This window comes from Klebsiella sp. PL-2018 (assembly GCF_019048985.1).
GTDB classification, from domain to species: domain Bacteria; phylum Pseudomonadota; class Gammaproteobacteria; order Enterobacterales; family Enterobacteriaceae; genus Klebsiella; species Klebsiella michiganensis.
On sequence record NZ_CP077673.1, the window covers coordinates 5025518 to 5040920 of the forward strand.

The following is a 15403-nucleotide window of genomic DNA, read 5'->3' on the forward strand; positions in this document are numbered from 1 at the left end:
CCCGCATTCACTCAATTAACAACTGATTTTCCACAGATGAAAAAAAACGCCGACCGTAAGGTCAGCGTTCTGTTTGTCAAATTACACCGGTTAATGTCGTGGAATCGCACCTTTAGCACCACGAAGCAGCCCTTCGGTACTCAGGTCCTCATCCAGTTCAGGCCAGTGGATACCATAACCAGCACCACACAGCTCCCAGTTTTGTCGCTGCTCAGTTGTACCAGCAGCAAGACGCGGGAACCAGGCAACGGGCACAGAGATACTGCGTCCATCCATGAGATCAACAGTCAGGCGATCATCATCAATACAGACATTCATTACGCGAATATCATTCTCACTTTGTAAAGTAAGCATCCCAGGCCTCCCGGAGTGTTATCTGATATTCTTTAACCAGACGTTGTAATTCACGAAGCTCGTGCGAAGCAAATCCCACACTACGCGCGACACTGATATCATGTAACCATATTTTAGCGGTTGCATTGCCTTTATCAATATGGACATGCGCCGGTTCATTAGGTTCATGGCTGTAAAAGTAGAATCGATAAGCGCCGATCCTTAATACTGTAGGCACAATATTCTCCCTGTCAGATTGCGTGTATGGTCACGCGATTAACGCCATAGCCACACCCGATAAAGGGGATGTCGTCGTCAAAATCCATCGGCATACCGGCAGCAGAGCTTCCGGTTGACGACGGCCCAACCTGGGACGGCTGACCACCTGATACAGGCTGCTGAGGTTGTCCCCATCCCTGCTGTTGAGAGCCCTGGTGTTGAGAGGAGGAGCTGCCCGAGTGCTGACGACTACCCAGCATCTGCATGCTACCGTTCACGTTGACCACCACTTCGGTAGAATAACGATCCTGGCCATGCTGATCCTGCCATTTACGGGTACGTAACTGGCCTTCAATATACACTTGTGAGCCTTTACGCAGATATTCACTGGCCACTTCCGCCAGTTTGCCGAACAGCACAACACGGTGCCATTCGGTCTGCTCTTTCATTTCGCCGGTTTGCTTATCGCGCCAGCTCTCTGAAGTCGCGATCGACAGCGTGGTCACTGCGTTACTGTTGGGCATATAGCGCACTTCAGGATCCTGGCCTAAATTTCCAACCAGAATGACTTTGTTAATTCCACGTGAAGCCATGATGCTCTCTCCTTATGCCCACTCACGTTGAGTCCAGGCACCAGTGGTGAACGCCTGAACCGCTTTTTTATGGGTACTGAAGTATTCTTCAGACTCACGGGAAACAGGTCCCTCATGATTTGCCGTACCGATATAATAACCGCGACCGCTTTTGAGCACCTGCAAAGGTAAAGTAAAACCGGACTCTGCTGCCAGAATTCCTGTTGAATTATTCATGATGTGTTTCCTTAATAAAGAAAACAGACCGCCCTGAAAGAAGGTCCGTTATTCAGGGAGGTGAGGGTAAAAATAACTCAGAAAGAATTTTCAGCGTATTCGGGCTGAGCAGAACCATTCTGAGGCGGCATGGAGTCCGGTTTTTCAGTCTTATAAACCATATCCTGGCCTATTTTTATCCAGTCCACTTTTATTAAGCGGGCTTTAAGGCTGACACGCTGCTCGCCGGCATGATCGCCTTTGTTAAGCGTAAAGATATCCGTGGACGGATTACTTAAGGTGAAGCCGATAAGGACTTTTTTATCCTCATCAACGGCTTTCTGACAGCGACCAATCAGGCTGGTCGCTTCTTTGCCGGCAACGGAAACATCAAAGCGAACATATACCGGGTTATCCGTCGGACCACTCAGCGCGTTAATCACACAACTGAGAAAAGAGCCGTTCTGAAGATTGACCTGGCGAATATTGCTGAGATATCCCAGACCTTTAATGGTCAGGTTGAAATATTCCGTTTTGCCGGAAGCAGGATTATTTGCAGACATGATGTTTTCTCCATGGAGGTAAAAATAAGATACGACGGAGAAAACATCTGCCCGGACGGGAGTGTTTTTCCCGTCGGGGAGTCAGAATCAGCTAAATTCCGACTGTCTGGTGAGTCATTAAGAAACCTTCATCGCCGCGTCATAGTGCGCATGTACTGGCGATATCTGCTTTCAAAGGTGCGCAGATGTACCACATTCAATATGCTCTCCCTTTCAGGCTACGGGAGAATTCTTTTGCAGCCACCCGAAGGCGTTTCTCACAGACCGCTGAAACATTGGTGGTCGTAAAAACGACAATTAAGCACGACCATCATTAAACTGCCCGGCGAGAATGTCAACCTGAAACCAGAGGAGGTGCTGCTGCGAGTTGCAGAATAAAAAAAGGCGCCGTTGCCGACGCCCTTATGGCCAGTACCAGAACCTGCGGTGTCTCATCATTCTCCGGGGATTAAGGACATTATCCCGACGCGGTTTTCACGGAGTGTATGCGTCTTGCAGGCCAGTCGGAACGTACAATTCACTGCCTGCCGGGCCAAGCTATCATCAGACCCCGTTAAAGTCCGTGACAGCCCCGTAGCCTGCGGGGTACCTTTGCATCAAAGCGGGTTTACAATAGCAGAACTTACTGCCCTGGTGTACCCAAAACCATTATTGCGGTGCAGAGAATTCCGCTTTCGTCTTTGCTGCCGGTTTTTTGCCCCGCGCTGTTTTCCGGCCCTTCCCGCCATTTTTCCCTGCAACAATACCGCTACACTCCGGATAACGAACGCATCCCCAGAAATCACCATTTTTTCCCTTACGCCTGCGGGTCAGGCCCTTACAGACCGGGCAGGGAGGCGTCACGGGCGCAGTAATTTTCACTGTGTCAGCTCGCCCTTTGTCAACCAGATGGCGGGTCCACTGCAGCTGTTTCTGCATAAAGGTATCCAGCGGCATTTTCCCCTGAGCGATATCATCCAGCGCCTGTTCCCACAGCGCGGTCATTCCGGGGCTGGTCAGCGTTTCGGGCAACGCCGCTATCAATTCCCTGGCCAGCAACGTGGTGTGAATATGTTTGCCTTTTTTCTCCAGGTAATGACGGGAGAAAAGTGTCTCCAGCACCCCGGCCCGGGTCGCTTCGGTTCCCAGTCCTGCATTATCGCGTAGCACTTTTTTCAGCTTCGGATCGCTGACAAAGCTGGCAGCATTTTTCATCGCAGCAATCAACGTTCCCTCGGTAAACGGGGGAGGTGGACTGGTTTTTTTGTCTTCCACCGCTGCGCCATTGACAATACAGTTGTCACCTTTGTTTAACGGTGGCAGCGCCATGTCGGCATCGTTATCACTGGTATCTTCAGATTGCTCATTCTGATGGTCCTTCTGAAATAACAGTTTCCAGCCCGTGACAACATTGACTTTCCCTCTGGCCCGGAACAACTGCCCGCCTATGTTAAAAGAGGCATCGGTCACATCAGACTCCTGCAACGGCAAAAACTGGGCAAAATAATGCTGTCGGATAAGCTGATAAACCTTCAGCTCATCCGCGCTGAGGCGCGAGAGATCAAATGCCTGGCGTGTGGGAATAATGGCATGGTGTGCCGTGATTTTTTTATCATTCCAGACCCGGGAGACAAACCCGCGGTCCAGTTGGGCCAGCACCGGTGCAACTGACGGATCGGATTTGGCGACGGCGGTCAGTACATCAGGAATTTCCTGCTGCATCGATGTCGGAAGATAACCGCAGTCGGTTCGCGGATAGGTCGTCGCTTTATGCGTTTCATATAATGACTGGGCAACAGCCAGCGTCTCTTTAGCCCCCATCCCAAATTTACGAGAGCAGACCTGCTGCAGCGTTCCCAGATCGAAGCAAAGTGGCGCCGGTGTTTTATCGCGCTTCTGATTCACGTCCAGAACCGTTGCACCTTTCTGCTGCTGGCAGAGTTGTCCAACGGCTTTCGCCGCCTGCTGATTCACACAGCGCTTTTCGTCATCGCAGTACTGCGTCGCCGCCTGCCAGGTCGCCCTGAAACGCACGCCGTCTTTCTCAACGAGAGCCTGCACCTGCCACCATGGAACCGGGACAAAATCAGCGATTTCTTTATCACGGTTAACCACAATGGCCAGCGTCGGCGTCTGAACCCGCCCAACAGACAGTACATCGGAAACACCGGATTCACGAGCTATCAGAGTATACAAGCGGGTCAGATTCATTCCGATAAGCCAGTCCGCCCTGCTGCGCCCCAGCCCGGCGTCATACAGTTTTGCCGTATTTTCCCCGGGAAGAATACCGGCCAGCGCCTCCCGGACGCTGGCTTCGTCCAGCGCGGATAACCATAGCCGACGTACTTTGCCACGATATCCACAATACGCCAGCAGCTCACGGGCAATAACCTCACCTTCCCGGTCAGCATCGGTGGCAATAATCACCTCTCCGGCCTGCTTCAGCAACTTACTGATAACCGTAAACTGATCCCGGGTCTGGGGTTTGACCACCATTTTCCAGTTATCAGGTAAAACCGGGAGCACATCGGCCCGCCAGGGTTTACCAAACTGTTCGCCATAAGCATCCGGGCTGGCCTGCTCCAGCAGATGGCCAATGGCCCAGGTGACGGTGATATTGCCACCGCTGATAAATCCCTGTCCCCGTTTACTGATGCCGAGAACCCGCGCAATATCTTTCGCCTGAGACGGTTTCTCACACAGATAAAGCTGCATGTCTCACCCCCTCTCAGCGCTTTTCGCTCTGGCGAACAGAGTGTTCCCGCAGAGGCGATGAAAAAGAAGATCGCTTTTTACCGGAGAAAATATCTGGATCGGGTTCACCCAACCGTGCCAGGGCCTCTTTCCCGCGGGTGGTCAGATTAATAATGTCACTCCGGTTAACCGCCACGGTGTAATAAGGCTGAATAGCCCCATAAACCTGTCTGACCGCATGTCCGCCTCTGTTGAGATATTGATCGCGCTGAGCGCGTGAAATCAGCCCATAATGGAAAGCCTGAAACGCTTTCATTGCCAGTTGGTCGTAACCGACCAGAAGCCATACGCACCGGTACCCCAGGGGGGAACGACTGTAAACGCTGATATTCAGTGGATGCGCAGACGCAATGTCAGAAAGCGTTATCCCTTTGGGAACAGCTGTCAGAATCACATCCAGTTCATTCACTATCGTACTGATCTTACTGGACGCCATGTGAAGCGTGGTTTCCAGCTTCACCAGTACCATATCAGCATAAGGGTTATCTGCTGCTGAATCCCGGGAAGCCACCCCGGCACGCTGAATGGCCTTTGGCATACTAATGATTTCAGGCCGTTTTTTCTCATGGAGACTACGGGAATTACTGTCACTTTGCTTACGCCCTTCCCATAATCTGATGGCATAGTGAGTATGAAGCTCTACCGAGAGTGCGGACTGTAGTGCGCCTGCCCGCGGTGAAGATGCTTCATTACCGACCTTCGCATCCGCGTTCTTTTTACCCTTTTCCATATATAGCCCCTTGCTGTTGCGATATCTCAGTCAGGATTGAGATAGTCCCCAGCAAGAGGAAGCAGGACAATTGAAAACCAGATCGCCAGATGATGAAATTTTGATTTATCCATTGCCAGTATGTACCGCACGCTTTTTGACCACTGTTGGCAGTGTCAGCACCGTACACTTTTTGTATCACTGCTGGCAGTGCCAGCACCGTATACTTTTTAACCACTGCTGGCAGTGCCAGCACCGTACACTTTTTGACCACTGCTGGCGGTGCCAGCACCGTACACTTTTTGACCGCTGTTGGCAGTGCCAACACCGTATACTTTTTGACCACTGTTGGCAGTGCCAATACCGTACACTTTTTAACCACTGCTGGTAGTGCCAGCACCGTATACTTTTTAATCATCGGGTATTATGTCTCAGTTGTTCCCGCAGACTGGTGACGTAATTCCTGACCTGCTCTTCAGAAGCTACCACAGGTCGCGGAGGCGCGGAGAACGGCTGTTGTTCGGGTCGGCATGGTCGCGTCTGAGTCTCCGGCTGAACCGATTGCGGTTGCTTAACGGGCCTGAAGGTCCCTTCCCGGGCTTTTTTCATCACCGCCAGCATCCAGCCGAGCGGATTGTCTACTCGCTGCCTGGCCATCAGATTCTGCAGGGCAAACAGGACCTGTTGTGCCTGTTCTTCAGGAAGAGCCTGAAGCTGGCGAATCAACATCGCCTGGTCTTCCTGCGACACTACGGCTTTCAGCGCATCAGGCAACACAACCGGATTGTCCACATACGTTTTTTTATTCACACTGTGTGTGAAACTACGTACGTAATGGTTCGGTTTCCGAACTCTGTCATAATCCCCTGATTTTACTGGCAGTTCGGAATCCGAACTCTGTATTATTCGCACCGGATTCTGACTGAGTTCGGTTTCCGAACTCAGTTCGTGATGGTTGTTTTTTATTCGATTTACACTGAGTTCGGATCCCGAACCCGGCTTCGGGGTTAATAATGAGGAATGCTGCCGCGCTGCTAACTGACCGGCATTTTGTGGGCAACCCAGACGGGTTTCAAGCAGAGACAGGTGGCTGTGATAGTGTCGCATGGTGGGATCGTTTTTAATCTCGTCCAGCACATCCCGGGCGATCTGACTGACCGTCCGGTTTTTACTCAGGCAGGCATCGGCAACAACATCAAGAAAACGCGGGTCCAGTGATTCTGCATCCCGGAAAGTCAGGGGCTCGTCATGTTGCGCGTAGATATTGCCGCGAACCCGCCCTTTATCGTCGCGAACCCGCTTACACAGGCTGAGCCAGCCGGTTATTCGTAACATCAGCAACACCCGGCTAACGGTTTCACGGGAGGCTTTACCTTTACCCGGGGAAGCCAGTTGCACCTGCAGCTCATCATAACTGGGGAATATCGCGCCTTCATTATTCTGCGCATACAGGCGGATCATCATCCAGCCCATCTTATCAAGGGGGGAAAGCCGTGGATCCAGCAACAGCCTTCGGGGGATGGCATCATGCATGTTCCCCGTAAACAGCAGGCCGCTGCGTACCCGTCCGTCATCGAGCAGCGGATTAGCCGCCAGACGGGCATTCATTTTTTCCAGCGTAAACGCTATCAGGCTGTCCGCAGGCAGCGTCATATCCTCTTCCTTATGATGGCTCCCATCAGGCCATTCTGTTCTGTCAGTATGCTTATGCCTGCATCCGCGTACAGATGCAGGGTAAACATACTATTTGCGGATCGCTGAGTTGTACCGTCCGTGACTCAGCAGTAACCAGGTTCTGCCCCCGTTACGACTGAGCAGACGCCAGAACGGGCCAATATTAATCTTGACGTATCCACTGCCCCGGTCCTCAAGCCGGGTATAATTACGATCGCCACGATGATACTGACTGACCAGCCGTAAGGCTTTACGACAACACTGCGATGGCACACCGGGAGAGGCCCACAGGTCGGGGCCAACGATTTTCATCCTCATGCACGCTTCCTCACTGAGGGTTTCGGGGACTGACCCACAGAACGGCGGGGTGTGGTTCTGTGCCATCCTTTCACAGCATGCCAGACAGAGGTAAGAGGGATATTCAGTTGCTCTGCGGCCAGCATCATGACATCAAGCCCGTCCGGGCTTTCCACTTCTTCAACGCCTGATTTCTGCCACAACCGCCAGATTTCCGCATTGTCTTCATCCCCGAGCGTATTGCCTCGTCCGGATCGGGCTTCGATACCGGCAATCCTGCGACGGGCCGCCACATCCGTACTGGAAAGCCCGAAAAACGTCTGCATCAGTTCTATCGAGCTGCCCAGCGCCAGCGCCCGGTCGATGCGTTGCATGCGCTTTTGCTCCATTCTGGCCCGCTGCAGCATGCTGACCAGATTGCTGTGATCGATGCTGACGCTGACCACAGAAACTTCGCTGTTCGCGAGATAATGCAGCTCCTCAAGGGAGAGTCCCTGCAACATCTGCATCTCTTCTCGCTTGATCCCCAGCGACTCACAGCGACGGAGATAGCCACTTTTCAGATCCATCACCAGCTGCATCAGCAGCCCGTTGGCAGCCTGAGATAAACCACCGGAATTAGTCACTCAACACCTCCGGGAGACAAGATAAACAAAAAGCTAAAGGGGACTATTAAGAAGTTACATGCTCCCCACACAAGGAAAACAACTGGCAGAACCGCCTCCCGGATGAAGAGAGCAAAATCGTAGTCCCATTTCCAGAAAATAAAGCTGTAACCCAGCCAGCCCACATGACAGAGGAGTAATGCGGCCAGCGGAGGCAGGAACATCGCCCCCCAGATATACGTCCAGGAAACGTCCTCCAGGTAACTCACCATCATCCACAGCAGGACAGAAATGAAGCTGGCAACAGCCAGCCCCCGTAAAACGGCCCCGGAAAATGCCGGAACGCCACCGGGATACATATCTGCGGCCAGCAGCCCCAATACCACACCGCACCACAGACAATGGGAGGTACCCGACAGCAACACCCGTTGATGCTTCGTCATGACGTACGTTCCTCCCGGTGACCAATGGCGGCCGTATTTTCACCTTCAACACCATGATGCAACCTGGCGTTCTTACCCGCCTCATAACCCCGGTGGCGGGCAATATCGCCTCCGCGGCAGCTTTTCTGTTCCCGGATGGTCGCCGCCTTCATATTCTGGTTATCCATCCAGCGGGTCATCAGTTGCGTTTCCCGTTCTGTAACCCGGAAAACTGTGATGACGCGACGCATGCCGTCAACCCACCCGGCACGAAAAAGCTCTGCCCGGTTTCGGCGGGTCGACAGCTTCAGCTTTTTACTCTGGGTTTTCAGGTATACCGCAGTGGCATCTTTCAACTGGCGGGTCAGCACATCAAAAGCATAAGCCGCCACGGCAGGCCGTTCACTGAAACCATAAAATGTTACGGTTCGTCGACAGGCACCCGATGATGTATTGCGCCATGAGAAGTAAGGCCGACAGCCAAAAGCATGACCAACCGCCCATGCCAGACGGGTCATCCACTCAGGCACCTTTTCGGCCTCTGATGGCGCGCTCTGGGAGGCAACGTCACGAACTGACGAAAGAGTGGCGTCCAGCTCGCTGATACCATATTTTTCCATCAGGCGCTGCGCCCTTGAAAGCGCCAGTCCGGCTTCATGCGCATTGCTGTTGCTTCGGCTCAGTTCCAGCAGTTTCCTGACCAGACTGACCAGCCGCTCCTGGCGTTTGTCATTATTCATCATGCTCCTCCTCTACCACCGTTACGCCACGCTGCAGCTCCCGCAGGCGGCGCATGACACGCATCAGCCTCAGCAGTTTTATGGCATTTTCATCATCAAGAACTGGCACATCCTGCTGTGCAGAACCGCCGATCAGCACAACATCCATCCCGGTTGTCGGACACTGTGCCGGACAACACCCCGCAAGGGACAAAAGGAAGGCGGCCGGTGCGCTGCAGCTGTCACCCGCAGCGCAATAGCCAGGCGACAGACTACTGGCGCGGTCTGGCAGGATTTCATCTTCACACCCCAGCTTTTCCCCCAGTTCCCACGCCATGATGAAGGCCATATTCTGCAGATGTTCGATATCATCCTGAAAAGCCGGAACAGACCAGATCGCATCTCCGGCAATGTGACAGGCCGGATGCAGGGCCTCTCCCTCATCCTCCAGCCCCGGCGCCAGCATGGAGATAAGCGTCTCATCATTGTCCGGAGAAAGCCCCGGCCCCGTGCCGTCACCCGAAATAACCGGGGAACCACCGTACATATCGGGCTGTACCTCTGTGCGCGGAAGAGACAAAGGAGCCTCTTTATTGTCCTCTGGCGATACCCGTAAATTTTCATCTTGCTGCGGCCATTCCTCCGTAACCGCTGGCGTGGCAGGCGGCGACTCAGTTAGTGCTTTCGGCAGGGCAAAATCTGGCTCGGGTGCAGTATCCTGAATGCCGTCAGTGAACGGTGATGGCACCACTCCCTGAAGACGGGTAGCCTCTTCTGGTTCGCCAAAGTGATAGCGCCGGTTACGCTCGCCAGGATCCAGTTCCATCACCCAGCGGTCATAATTCAGATCCGGATGCGGTAGCGCCAGCAGCAGATCACCAATAAATTCATCGCGGAACATTTCCGGTGACCACAGTTCGGGGGAATTAAACTTGCGGCAACATTCACCAAATACATCGGTAAAGCATTTATCGCTTCGTTCAGACAGAAGGCAAAACTGATCCCAGACTTTCTCCGCATCCTGGCGCAAGGCAAGCAATAGCCTGATTTGTGGAGCGCCAAGCCCGGATTCAAGGAGGTCCGGCATCCAGGGGAAGAGGTACTTCAGGGCATCTTCCATCCGGCTGATTGTCGAATTATGAACAGGCAGGCCTTCACTGGTTAACAAAGTGGATAATTCGCGCAGAGAAACTGATTTTCCCAGTTGTTCTTCATAGATAATCCGCGCCTTATGGATCCCCCTGGCCTTTTCAATAAAGGACAAATCGCCACGGACTTCATTCTCAGCAAGATGACCAATCACACACTGGAGCCGTCCGGGCCAGGGTTTCACGAGCACATGGATGCGGAAAAACCGCTCTTCCCCCGTTTCCTGCCACAGTTCCGTCAGTATCTGATAACGGGTGTTACCGCCATCACTGAAAATGTATTTATTCGGATCGCCATCCGGATCGCGGGTGACTTTTGGTACCGTGTCCAGCCCGCGGGCTTTAATTGACGCTTTTATCTCGTCATAACGTGGATTACGCGATGTTCGCGGGTTATCCGGGTTCGGCGCCAGCTGTTCAATCGTCAGTACCATCGGCATTTCAACCACCGGTGTACTCTCAACGCTCCCTGAGGCCCTGCGGCCCGGCTGGAGCATGGACGCCCCGATATTCGTGCGGTTACGGCTCATGCCCGACCTCCTGTCCTGTGGTACCCGAGGTCATATCCCCCTTCCTGATATTCGGAAAAAAGCGTATAGCGGCCGTCAAACTGCACTTTCACCGTTCCGGTTGGCCCCTGACGCTGCTTACCGATAATGATTTCTGCCACACCCGGCGTCATGGTGCCCGGGTTATACACCTCATCCCGGTAGATAAACATAATGAGGTCGGCATCCTGTTCCAGTGCCCCCGAATCGCGCAAATCGCCGTTATTGGGACGTTTATCCGCCCGCTGCTCCACCTGACGATTGAGCTGAGAAAGCGCCAGCACGGGACACCCGAACTCCTTGCCCATCGCCTTCAGGGAGCGCGATATTTCGGCAATTTCCTGCGTCCGGTTTTCCTGTTCGGGGGAGCGGATCAGTTGCAGGTAGTCGACCATAATGAGGGCGGGATTGCCGTACTTACGGACATAACGGCGGGTACGGGCACGTAAGGTTGCCGGTGTCTGATAGCTTGTGTCATCAATAATCAGACGATTGTTCCACTGAATAATCTCCTTCATAGCCTGTGAAAGACGGGCCCATTCTTCATCACCCAGTGATGCACTACGAAGCCTGCTGAGTTCAACCCGCCCTTCCATAGACATCAGACGCATGGAGAGCTGTTCTTCCGGCATTTCCATGCTGTAGACAAAAACGTAATCATCCGGTTTTCCCCGTACAGCGGCGGCACATGTCGCCAGCGCCAGAGCGGTTTTCCCCATCGATGGACGTGCGGCCAGTAAAACCAGATCGCCCGGCTGAAGGCCGCAGGTCATCTCGTCCAGTTGACTGAAACCAGTTGGCGTACCGGTCAGACCGTCCAGCGCCATCATGGCTTCAAGCCGGCTGACCAGCTTGTCCATGGCATCGTTTACGGTGGTTTCAGTACCTGCCTGCAGCATGCCCTGCTCAGCAATGCAGAACAGCTGGTTCTCAGCCACCTCCAGAACGTCAGAAGAGCGCGCATTCAACGCCTGCACGTCAGCAACCAGCATATTGCCGACGCTCTGCAGTTTGCGTAGCCGGCTTTTTTCCGCCACTACCCCTGCATATGCCAGAATATTGGCGGCCGATGGCGTGTTCTTACTCAACTCAGCCAGATAAGCAAAGCCGCCAACCCGCTCCAGCAAACCAGCATTCTCCATCCGGTCAGAAAGCGTAATCAGATCCAGCGGCAGACTTTCACCGACCAGCTCAGCCATTGCCCGGTAAATGGCGCGGTGCCAGCCCACAAAGAAATCATCCGGAGCCAGCAATAAAACCACTTCATCCCAGCGGTCGTTATCCAGCATTAATCCGCCCAGAACGGCCTGCTCTGCTTCTGCCGAGTGGGGAATATTTGTATTGTCCATAACCCCTCCTCAGTCGAAATCTGGTGTGCAAGGGTGGCTCAGGAACTCAGGGCAACAGGAACAAACCCCCAGCCCTGTTTCGCGATTCACCTTAAGCCAGTAGCAGGTTTCACGGTATTCGTTCACGCAGGCGTTATTGTCTGTACAACCGCATCCAACACAGGTTGCTGGTTCAGTTCCAACGAGCTTGTCGTCATAAGGCTGTCGCTCCAGAAGCTGCGTCAGAATGGCATTAACAATCATGTTGCTCATGCCGTCACCTCCCGCAACGCACTTTCCAGCACTTCACGCAGACGTGGGGATGCAACCAGAATCAGAGGCTTCGTATCATAAATTGCTCTCCCTCCCCCCCAGCCACTCTCAAGCAACGGCATACCTGCCGGTACCCGCGTCCCCAGGGCCATATCGCGTAATTCTTTCTCATCACAGAGATTATGAAATTCGATACGTGCAGGCTTATCATCCCACTGACTCGCTCTGCTAATTTCCCACTCTTCAGCCAGCCGCTCGTAAATCCGCTCTTTCGCTGTTTCCTGATCCGGCGCATCGACGAAAACATGAACTTCGTCCTGGAATCTACAGGTGTTAATTGAATAAGCGACAGCCCGCCAGATTAGATTCTGGTTCATATGCACGCCCCCCGAGCCAGAACATCATCAAAGAGGGCTTTCCACTCAGGAAACAACTCGCAGGCAAGGCGGTGCATGGTATCTGCCGCCGCAGGTCCCTTACGCCGGGTTTTATATTCAAGCCGGTGAACCGGCTGTGACTTAACATGGCCCAGTTTGAAGATATCCAGTTGCTCGATACAAGTATCGAGCAGACTGAACATATTTCGCTCTCCCAATACACTGCTGTCATACAGCTTCTCGCTGATAATTTTTGAGAGACCGTCCATCGCCTCCCGGTCAAGAAGCGTATTTTCGAAACAGTTCACAAGAATAGAGATATCGGGCAGGTGTATACCGTAATTTTCGTAGGTTTTGAGGCGGGAAAACATATGCAGGGAACCGCGAATAAACTCGCGAACGTCGGGAAGTATGGGTTTCACAACTCCCATGACGCGGCCGGTTGACGCAAGTATGGAAAGCTCAGTCATCACCCCGGTGGCACCTTTGGAGTCGATAATAATTGCCCCGTAGCGGGCAAAGGCAGGATGCTGAAGAATATTCCTTAAGCGGATACGACCGTCTGCCGCGTGCAGCATCGCTGTCGGCAGAAGTTCGTCCGGATCGTTTGAGTAAATAAGGTCCAGATTATCTATTGAGGTCTGAGAAATAGCCTGAATTGGGTCGGGGATCGTCTGCATGAGAAGTTCATACAGCCCGAAAGGAGCTTCTTGCTGCAGGGCAAAAATGCTGCTGGCCGTCGGCTGAGTCCAGTCTGCATCAATAAGAAGTGTCTTTACACCGGCATCGGCAAGGAAACCGGCGAGATAAGCAGCGAAAGTCGATTTACCTTCACCGCCTTTTGGGGAAATAACGGGTAAAATTTTCATAGTTTGTACGTTCACTCATGTAACGTACAAACGCTCTTTTACATCCGATTAACACCTGCGAAGGGATTGAAAATCCCCGTGTCCTTGGTTCGATTCCGAGTCCGGGCACCACTATTTAAAGAACCCGCCCAAAAGGCGGGTTTTTGCTTTTCTGCGACCGGACTCTCCATCGAACTGCGTTCGATTATTCGCCGCACAGCAGTCTTAATTTGCAAGATATTGGGTGGAAACTCGCTTATCAGAAGTTATACCCAAAACAACATACTAAATCCGGTCAAAACGACGATACAAGCGACATTCAAAAACAGGCCGGCGCGCATCATCTCCTGCTGCTTGATATGGCCGGTGGCGAAAACGATAGCGTTTGGCGGCGTCGCCACGGGCAGCATAAAAGCGCATGAAGCAGCAATGGCAATCAATACCGACAGAATCACAGGCGACATGCCGAACGCTTCGGCCACTGAGGCAAATACGGGAATAAGCAAAGCGGCGCTGGCCGTATTACTGGCAAACTCGGTTAAAAACACCACGAATGCTGCAATAACCAGGATAATAATAAATATCCCCATATGAGCCACCATCCCGCTAATCTGGTTTGCCAGGAACAGACTGGTGCCCGTCTCTTTCAACACATTACTTAAGCAGATACCGCCGCCGAATAATAACAGCACGCCCCAGTCAGCCGTTTTCTCTATATCCTTCCAGTGAACCACCCGGGCGAAATTGACTAATATAATGGCGCCTAAAGCCACGATGGTATCGAAGGATTTAAAACCGCCCAGTAGGTCGTTAATGGGGCCGCTGAAAATCCAGAAGAATACGGTAAGCGCAAAAATAGCCAGGGTGACTATTTTGCCTTTATCCCAATCGACCTGTTCACTATTCGTTTCGAAGGTCCCCTTAAGTTCCGGCCTGAACACGAGGTAAAGAATCGCAATAGCGACAGGCAGTAAGACGATCATTGCCGGGAAACCGAACTTCATCCAGTCAAAGAAGGAGAGCCCCACCTCGGCGGCGGCAATCGCATTCGGTGGACTGCCGACGATGGTCGCCATTCCGCCAATACTGGCGCTATAGGCAATACCGAGGAGCACAAACACATAGGTCGAATGGCGGTTTTTGCCATCGACTTTACTCAGGATCCCCAATACCAGCGGCATCATCATTGCGGCCGTCGCCGTATTACTGATCCACATTGACAGCAGCGCCGTCACGCCAAATAGCATAAAGACCGCGAGGCGCATTTTGCCCCTCGCCATCGCTAATACCTTATCGGCAATGACTTTATCCAGCCCCTGTACATGCATCGCCGCCGCCAGAGCAAAACCGCCGAGGAAAAGGAATATCGTTGAGTTGGCGAAACTGTTTAGCGCCGCCTGGGTATTAAATACCCCCAGCAGCACGGCCATGACGGGAACCATTATTGCCGTAACGGTCACGTGCAGCGCTTCCGTTAACCATAATACGGCGATAAAAGCGAGCATACTCAGCCCCATGACCACCTTCGGCTCATAGGGTAGCGTGTTGTAGAGAACGATAAACAGAACAATATCGAGCAAAATGATGATGCTGTTACGATTAAAAAACCACTCGTGGGTATTGGTGGGTAAAGGACTCATGTCGTTTTTATTCATAGTAGCTTCCTTGTAACTGGTTACGACTGAATCATTACATGTATATGTCTTTCAGGTATAAATTATGTTCCTGTTCTGTTAACTGGATCGTACCAGACAATTTCCCGCCTGAATGACACCCAGGTCAGGATATTTCCGGAAAGAGGTTCCTGATATAGACGATT

19 protein-coding genes are annotated in these 15403 nt (G+C 52.6%); all 19 read right to left on the reverse strand.

All coding sequences use genetic code 11. From position 1 onward, the window contains the following. Positions 1–90: 90 nt before the first annotated feature. A complete protein-coding gene (locus tag MKleb_RS23645) occupies positions 91–354 on the reverse strand; it encodes a DUF2442 domain-containing protein (RefSeq protein WP_032191376.1) in 264 nt (87 codons plus the stop codon). Further along, positions 335–571 carry a DUF4160 domain-containing protein gene (locus MKleb_RS23650; RefSeq protein WP_016190698.1) on the reverse strand — a complete coding sequence of 79 codons (237 nt, stop codon included), beginning with the start codon at positions 569–571 and terminating at the stop codon, positions 335–337. The genes MKleb_RS23645 and MKleb_RS23650 overlap by 20 nt, the downstream gene beginning before the upstream one ends. 13 nt (positions 572–584) lie before the next feature. Further along, positions 585–1145, reverse strand: coding sequence for a single-stranded DNA-binding protein (locus MKleb_RS23655; RefSeq protein WP_032191375.1), 561 nt, complete (start codon positions 1143–1145; stop codon positions 585–587). Between the two features lie 12 nt (positions 1146–1157). Continuing rightward, complete coding sequence (locus MKleb_RS23660; RefSeq protein WP_032191374.1) at positions 1158–1361, reverse strand: hypothetical protein; 204 nt, start codon at positions 1359–1361, stop codon at positions 1158–1160. 77 nt (positions 1362–1438) lie between these two features. Then, positions 1439–1903, reverse strand: a complete 465-nt coding sequence (locus MKleb_RS23665; RefSeq protein ID WP_131002602.1) for an STY4534 family ICE replication protein — start codon at positions 1901–1903, stop codon at positions 1439–1441. 648 nt (positions 1904–2551) lie between these two features. Beyond that, on the reverse strand, positions 2552–4597 hold the full coding sequence (locus MKleb_RS23670) for a DNA topoisomerase III (protein WP_217076268.1): 2046 nt from the start codon (positions 4595–4597) through the stop codon (positions 2552–2554). A 13-nt stretch (positions 4598–4610) separates the two neighbouring features. After that, positions 4611–5366, reverse strand: coding sequence for a PFL_4669 family integrating conjugative element protein (locus MKleb_RS23675; RefSeq protein WP_217076270.1), 756 nt, complete (start codon positions 5364–5366; stop codon positions 4611–4613). Then, the gene (locus tag MKleb_RS23680; protein ID WP_217076272.1) at positions 5353–5763 is read right to left on the reverse strand and encodes a hypothetical protein; all 411 of its coding nucleotides are present in this window, start codon (positions 5761–5763) and stop codon (positions 5353–5355) included. The genes MKleb_RS23675 and MKleb_RS23680 overlap by 14 nt, the downstream gene beginning before the upstream one ends. Continuing rightward, entirely contained in the window at positions 5760–6998 is a 1239-nt protein-coding gene (locus MKleb_RS23685) for an STY4528 family pathogenicity island replication protein (RefSeq protein ID WP_217076274.1), read from the reverse strand. The genes MKleb_RS23680 and MKleb_RS23685 overlap by 4 nt, the downstream gene beginning before the upstream one ends. A gap of 90 nt (positions 6999–7088) precedes the next feature. Continuing rightward, positions 7089–7337: a ParE family toxin-like protein gene (locus MKleb_RS30005; protein ID WP_228740762.1), complete on the reverse strand. Its 249-nt coding sequence runs from the start codon at positions 7335–7337 to the stop codon at positions 7089–7091. Next, positions 7334–7897 carry a DUF2857 domain-containing protein gene (locus MKleb_RS23690; protein WP_222841561.1) on the reverse strand — a complete coding sequence of 188 codons (564 nt, stop codon included), beginning with the start codon at positions 7895–7897 and terminating at the stop codon, positions 7334–7336. Before MKleb_RS23690 ends, MKleb_RS30005 begins: the two co-directional genes overlap by 4 nt. A 41-nt stretch (positions 7898–7938) precedes the next feature. Then, positions 7939–8364 (reverse strand): hypothetical protein, encoded by a 426-nt coding sequence (locus tag MKleb_RS23695; protein ID WP_217076276.1) that lies wholly within the window; start codon positions 8362–8364, stop codon positions 7939–7941. After that, positions 8361–9083: a DUF2786 domain-containing protein gene (locus MKleb_RS23700; RefSeq protein ID WP_217076777.1), complete on the reverse strand. Its 723-nt coding sequence runs from the start codon at positions 9081–9083 to the stop codon at positions 8361–8363. The genes MKleb_RS23695 and MKleb_RS23700 overlap by 4 nt, the downstream gene beginning before the upstream one ends. Further along, the gene (locus tag MKleb_RS23705; protein WP_217076278.1) at positions 9076–10740 is read right to left on the reverse strand and encodes a ParB family protein; all 1665 of its coding nucleotides are present in this window, start codon (positions 10738–10740) and stop codon (positions 9076–9078) included. The genes MKleb_RS23700 and MKleb_RS23705 overlap by 8 nt, the downstream gene beginning before the upstream one ends. After that, a complete protein-coding gene (dnaB-PI, locus tag MKleb_RS23710) occupies positions 10737–12107 on the reverse strand; it encodes an SPI-7-type island replicative DNA helicase (protein ID WP_217076280.1) in 1371 nt (456 codons plus the stop codon). Before dnaB-PI ends, MKleb_RS23705 begins: the two co-directional genes overlap by 4 nt. A 9-nt stretch (positions 12108–12116) precedes the next feature. Next, the gene (locus tag MKleb_RS23715; RefSeq protein WP_217076282.1) at positions 12117–12359 is read right to left on the reverse strand and encodes a hypothetical protein; all 243 of its coding nucleotides are present in this window, start codon (positions 12357–12359) and stop codon (positions 12117–12119) included. Next, positions 12356–12736, reverse strand: coding sequence for a hypothetical protein (locus MKleb_RS23720; RefSeq protein WP_217076283.1), 381 nt, complete (start codon positions 12734–12736; stop codon positions 12356–12358). The genes MKleb_RS23715 and MKleb_RS23720 overlap by 4 nt, the downstream gene beginning before the upstream one ends. Beyond that, positions 12733–13605 carry a ParA family protein gene (locus MKleb_RS23725; protein ID WP_217076284.1) on the reverse strand — a complete coding sequence of 291 codons (873 nt, stop codon included), beginning with the start codon at positions 13603–13605 and terminating at the stop codon, positions 12733–12735. Before MKleb_RS23725 ends, MKleb_RS23720 begins: the two co-directional genes overlap by 4 nt. 245 nt (positions 13606–13850) lie before the next feature. Further along, on the reverse strand, positions 13851–15239 hold the full coding sequence (locus MKleb_RS23730; protein WP_025105934.1) for an SLC13 family permease: 1389 nt from the start codon (positions 15237–15239) through the stop codon (positions 13851–13853). Positions 15240–15403 lie beyond the last annotated feature (164 nt).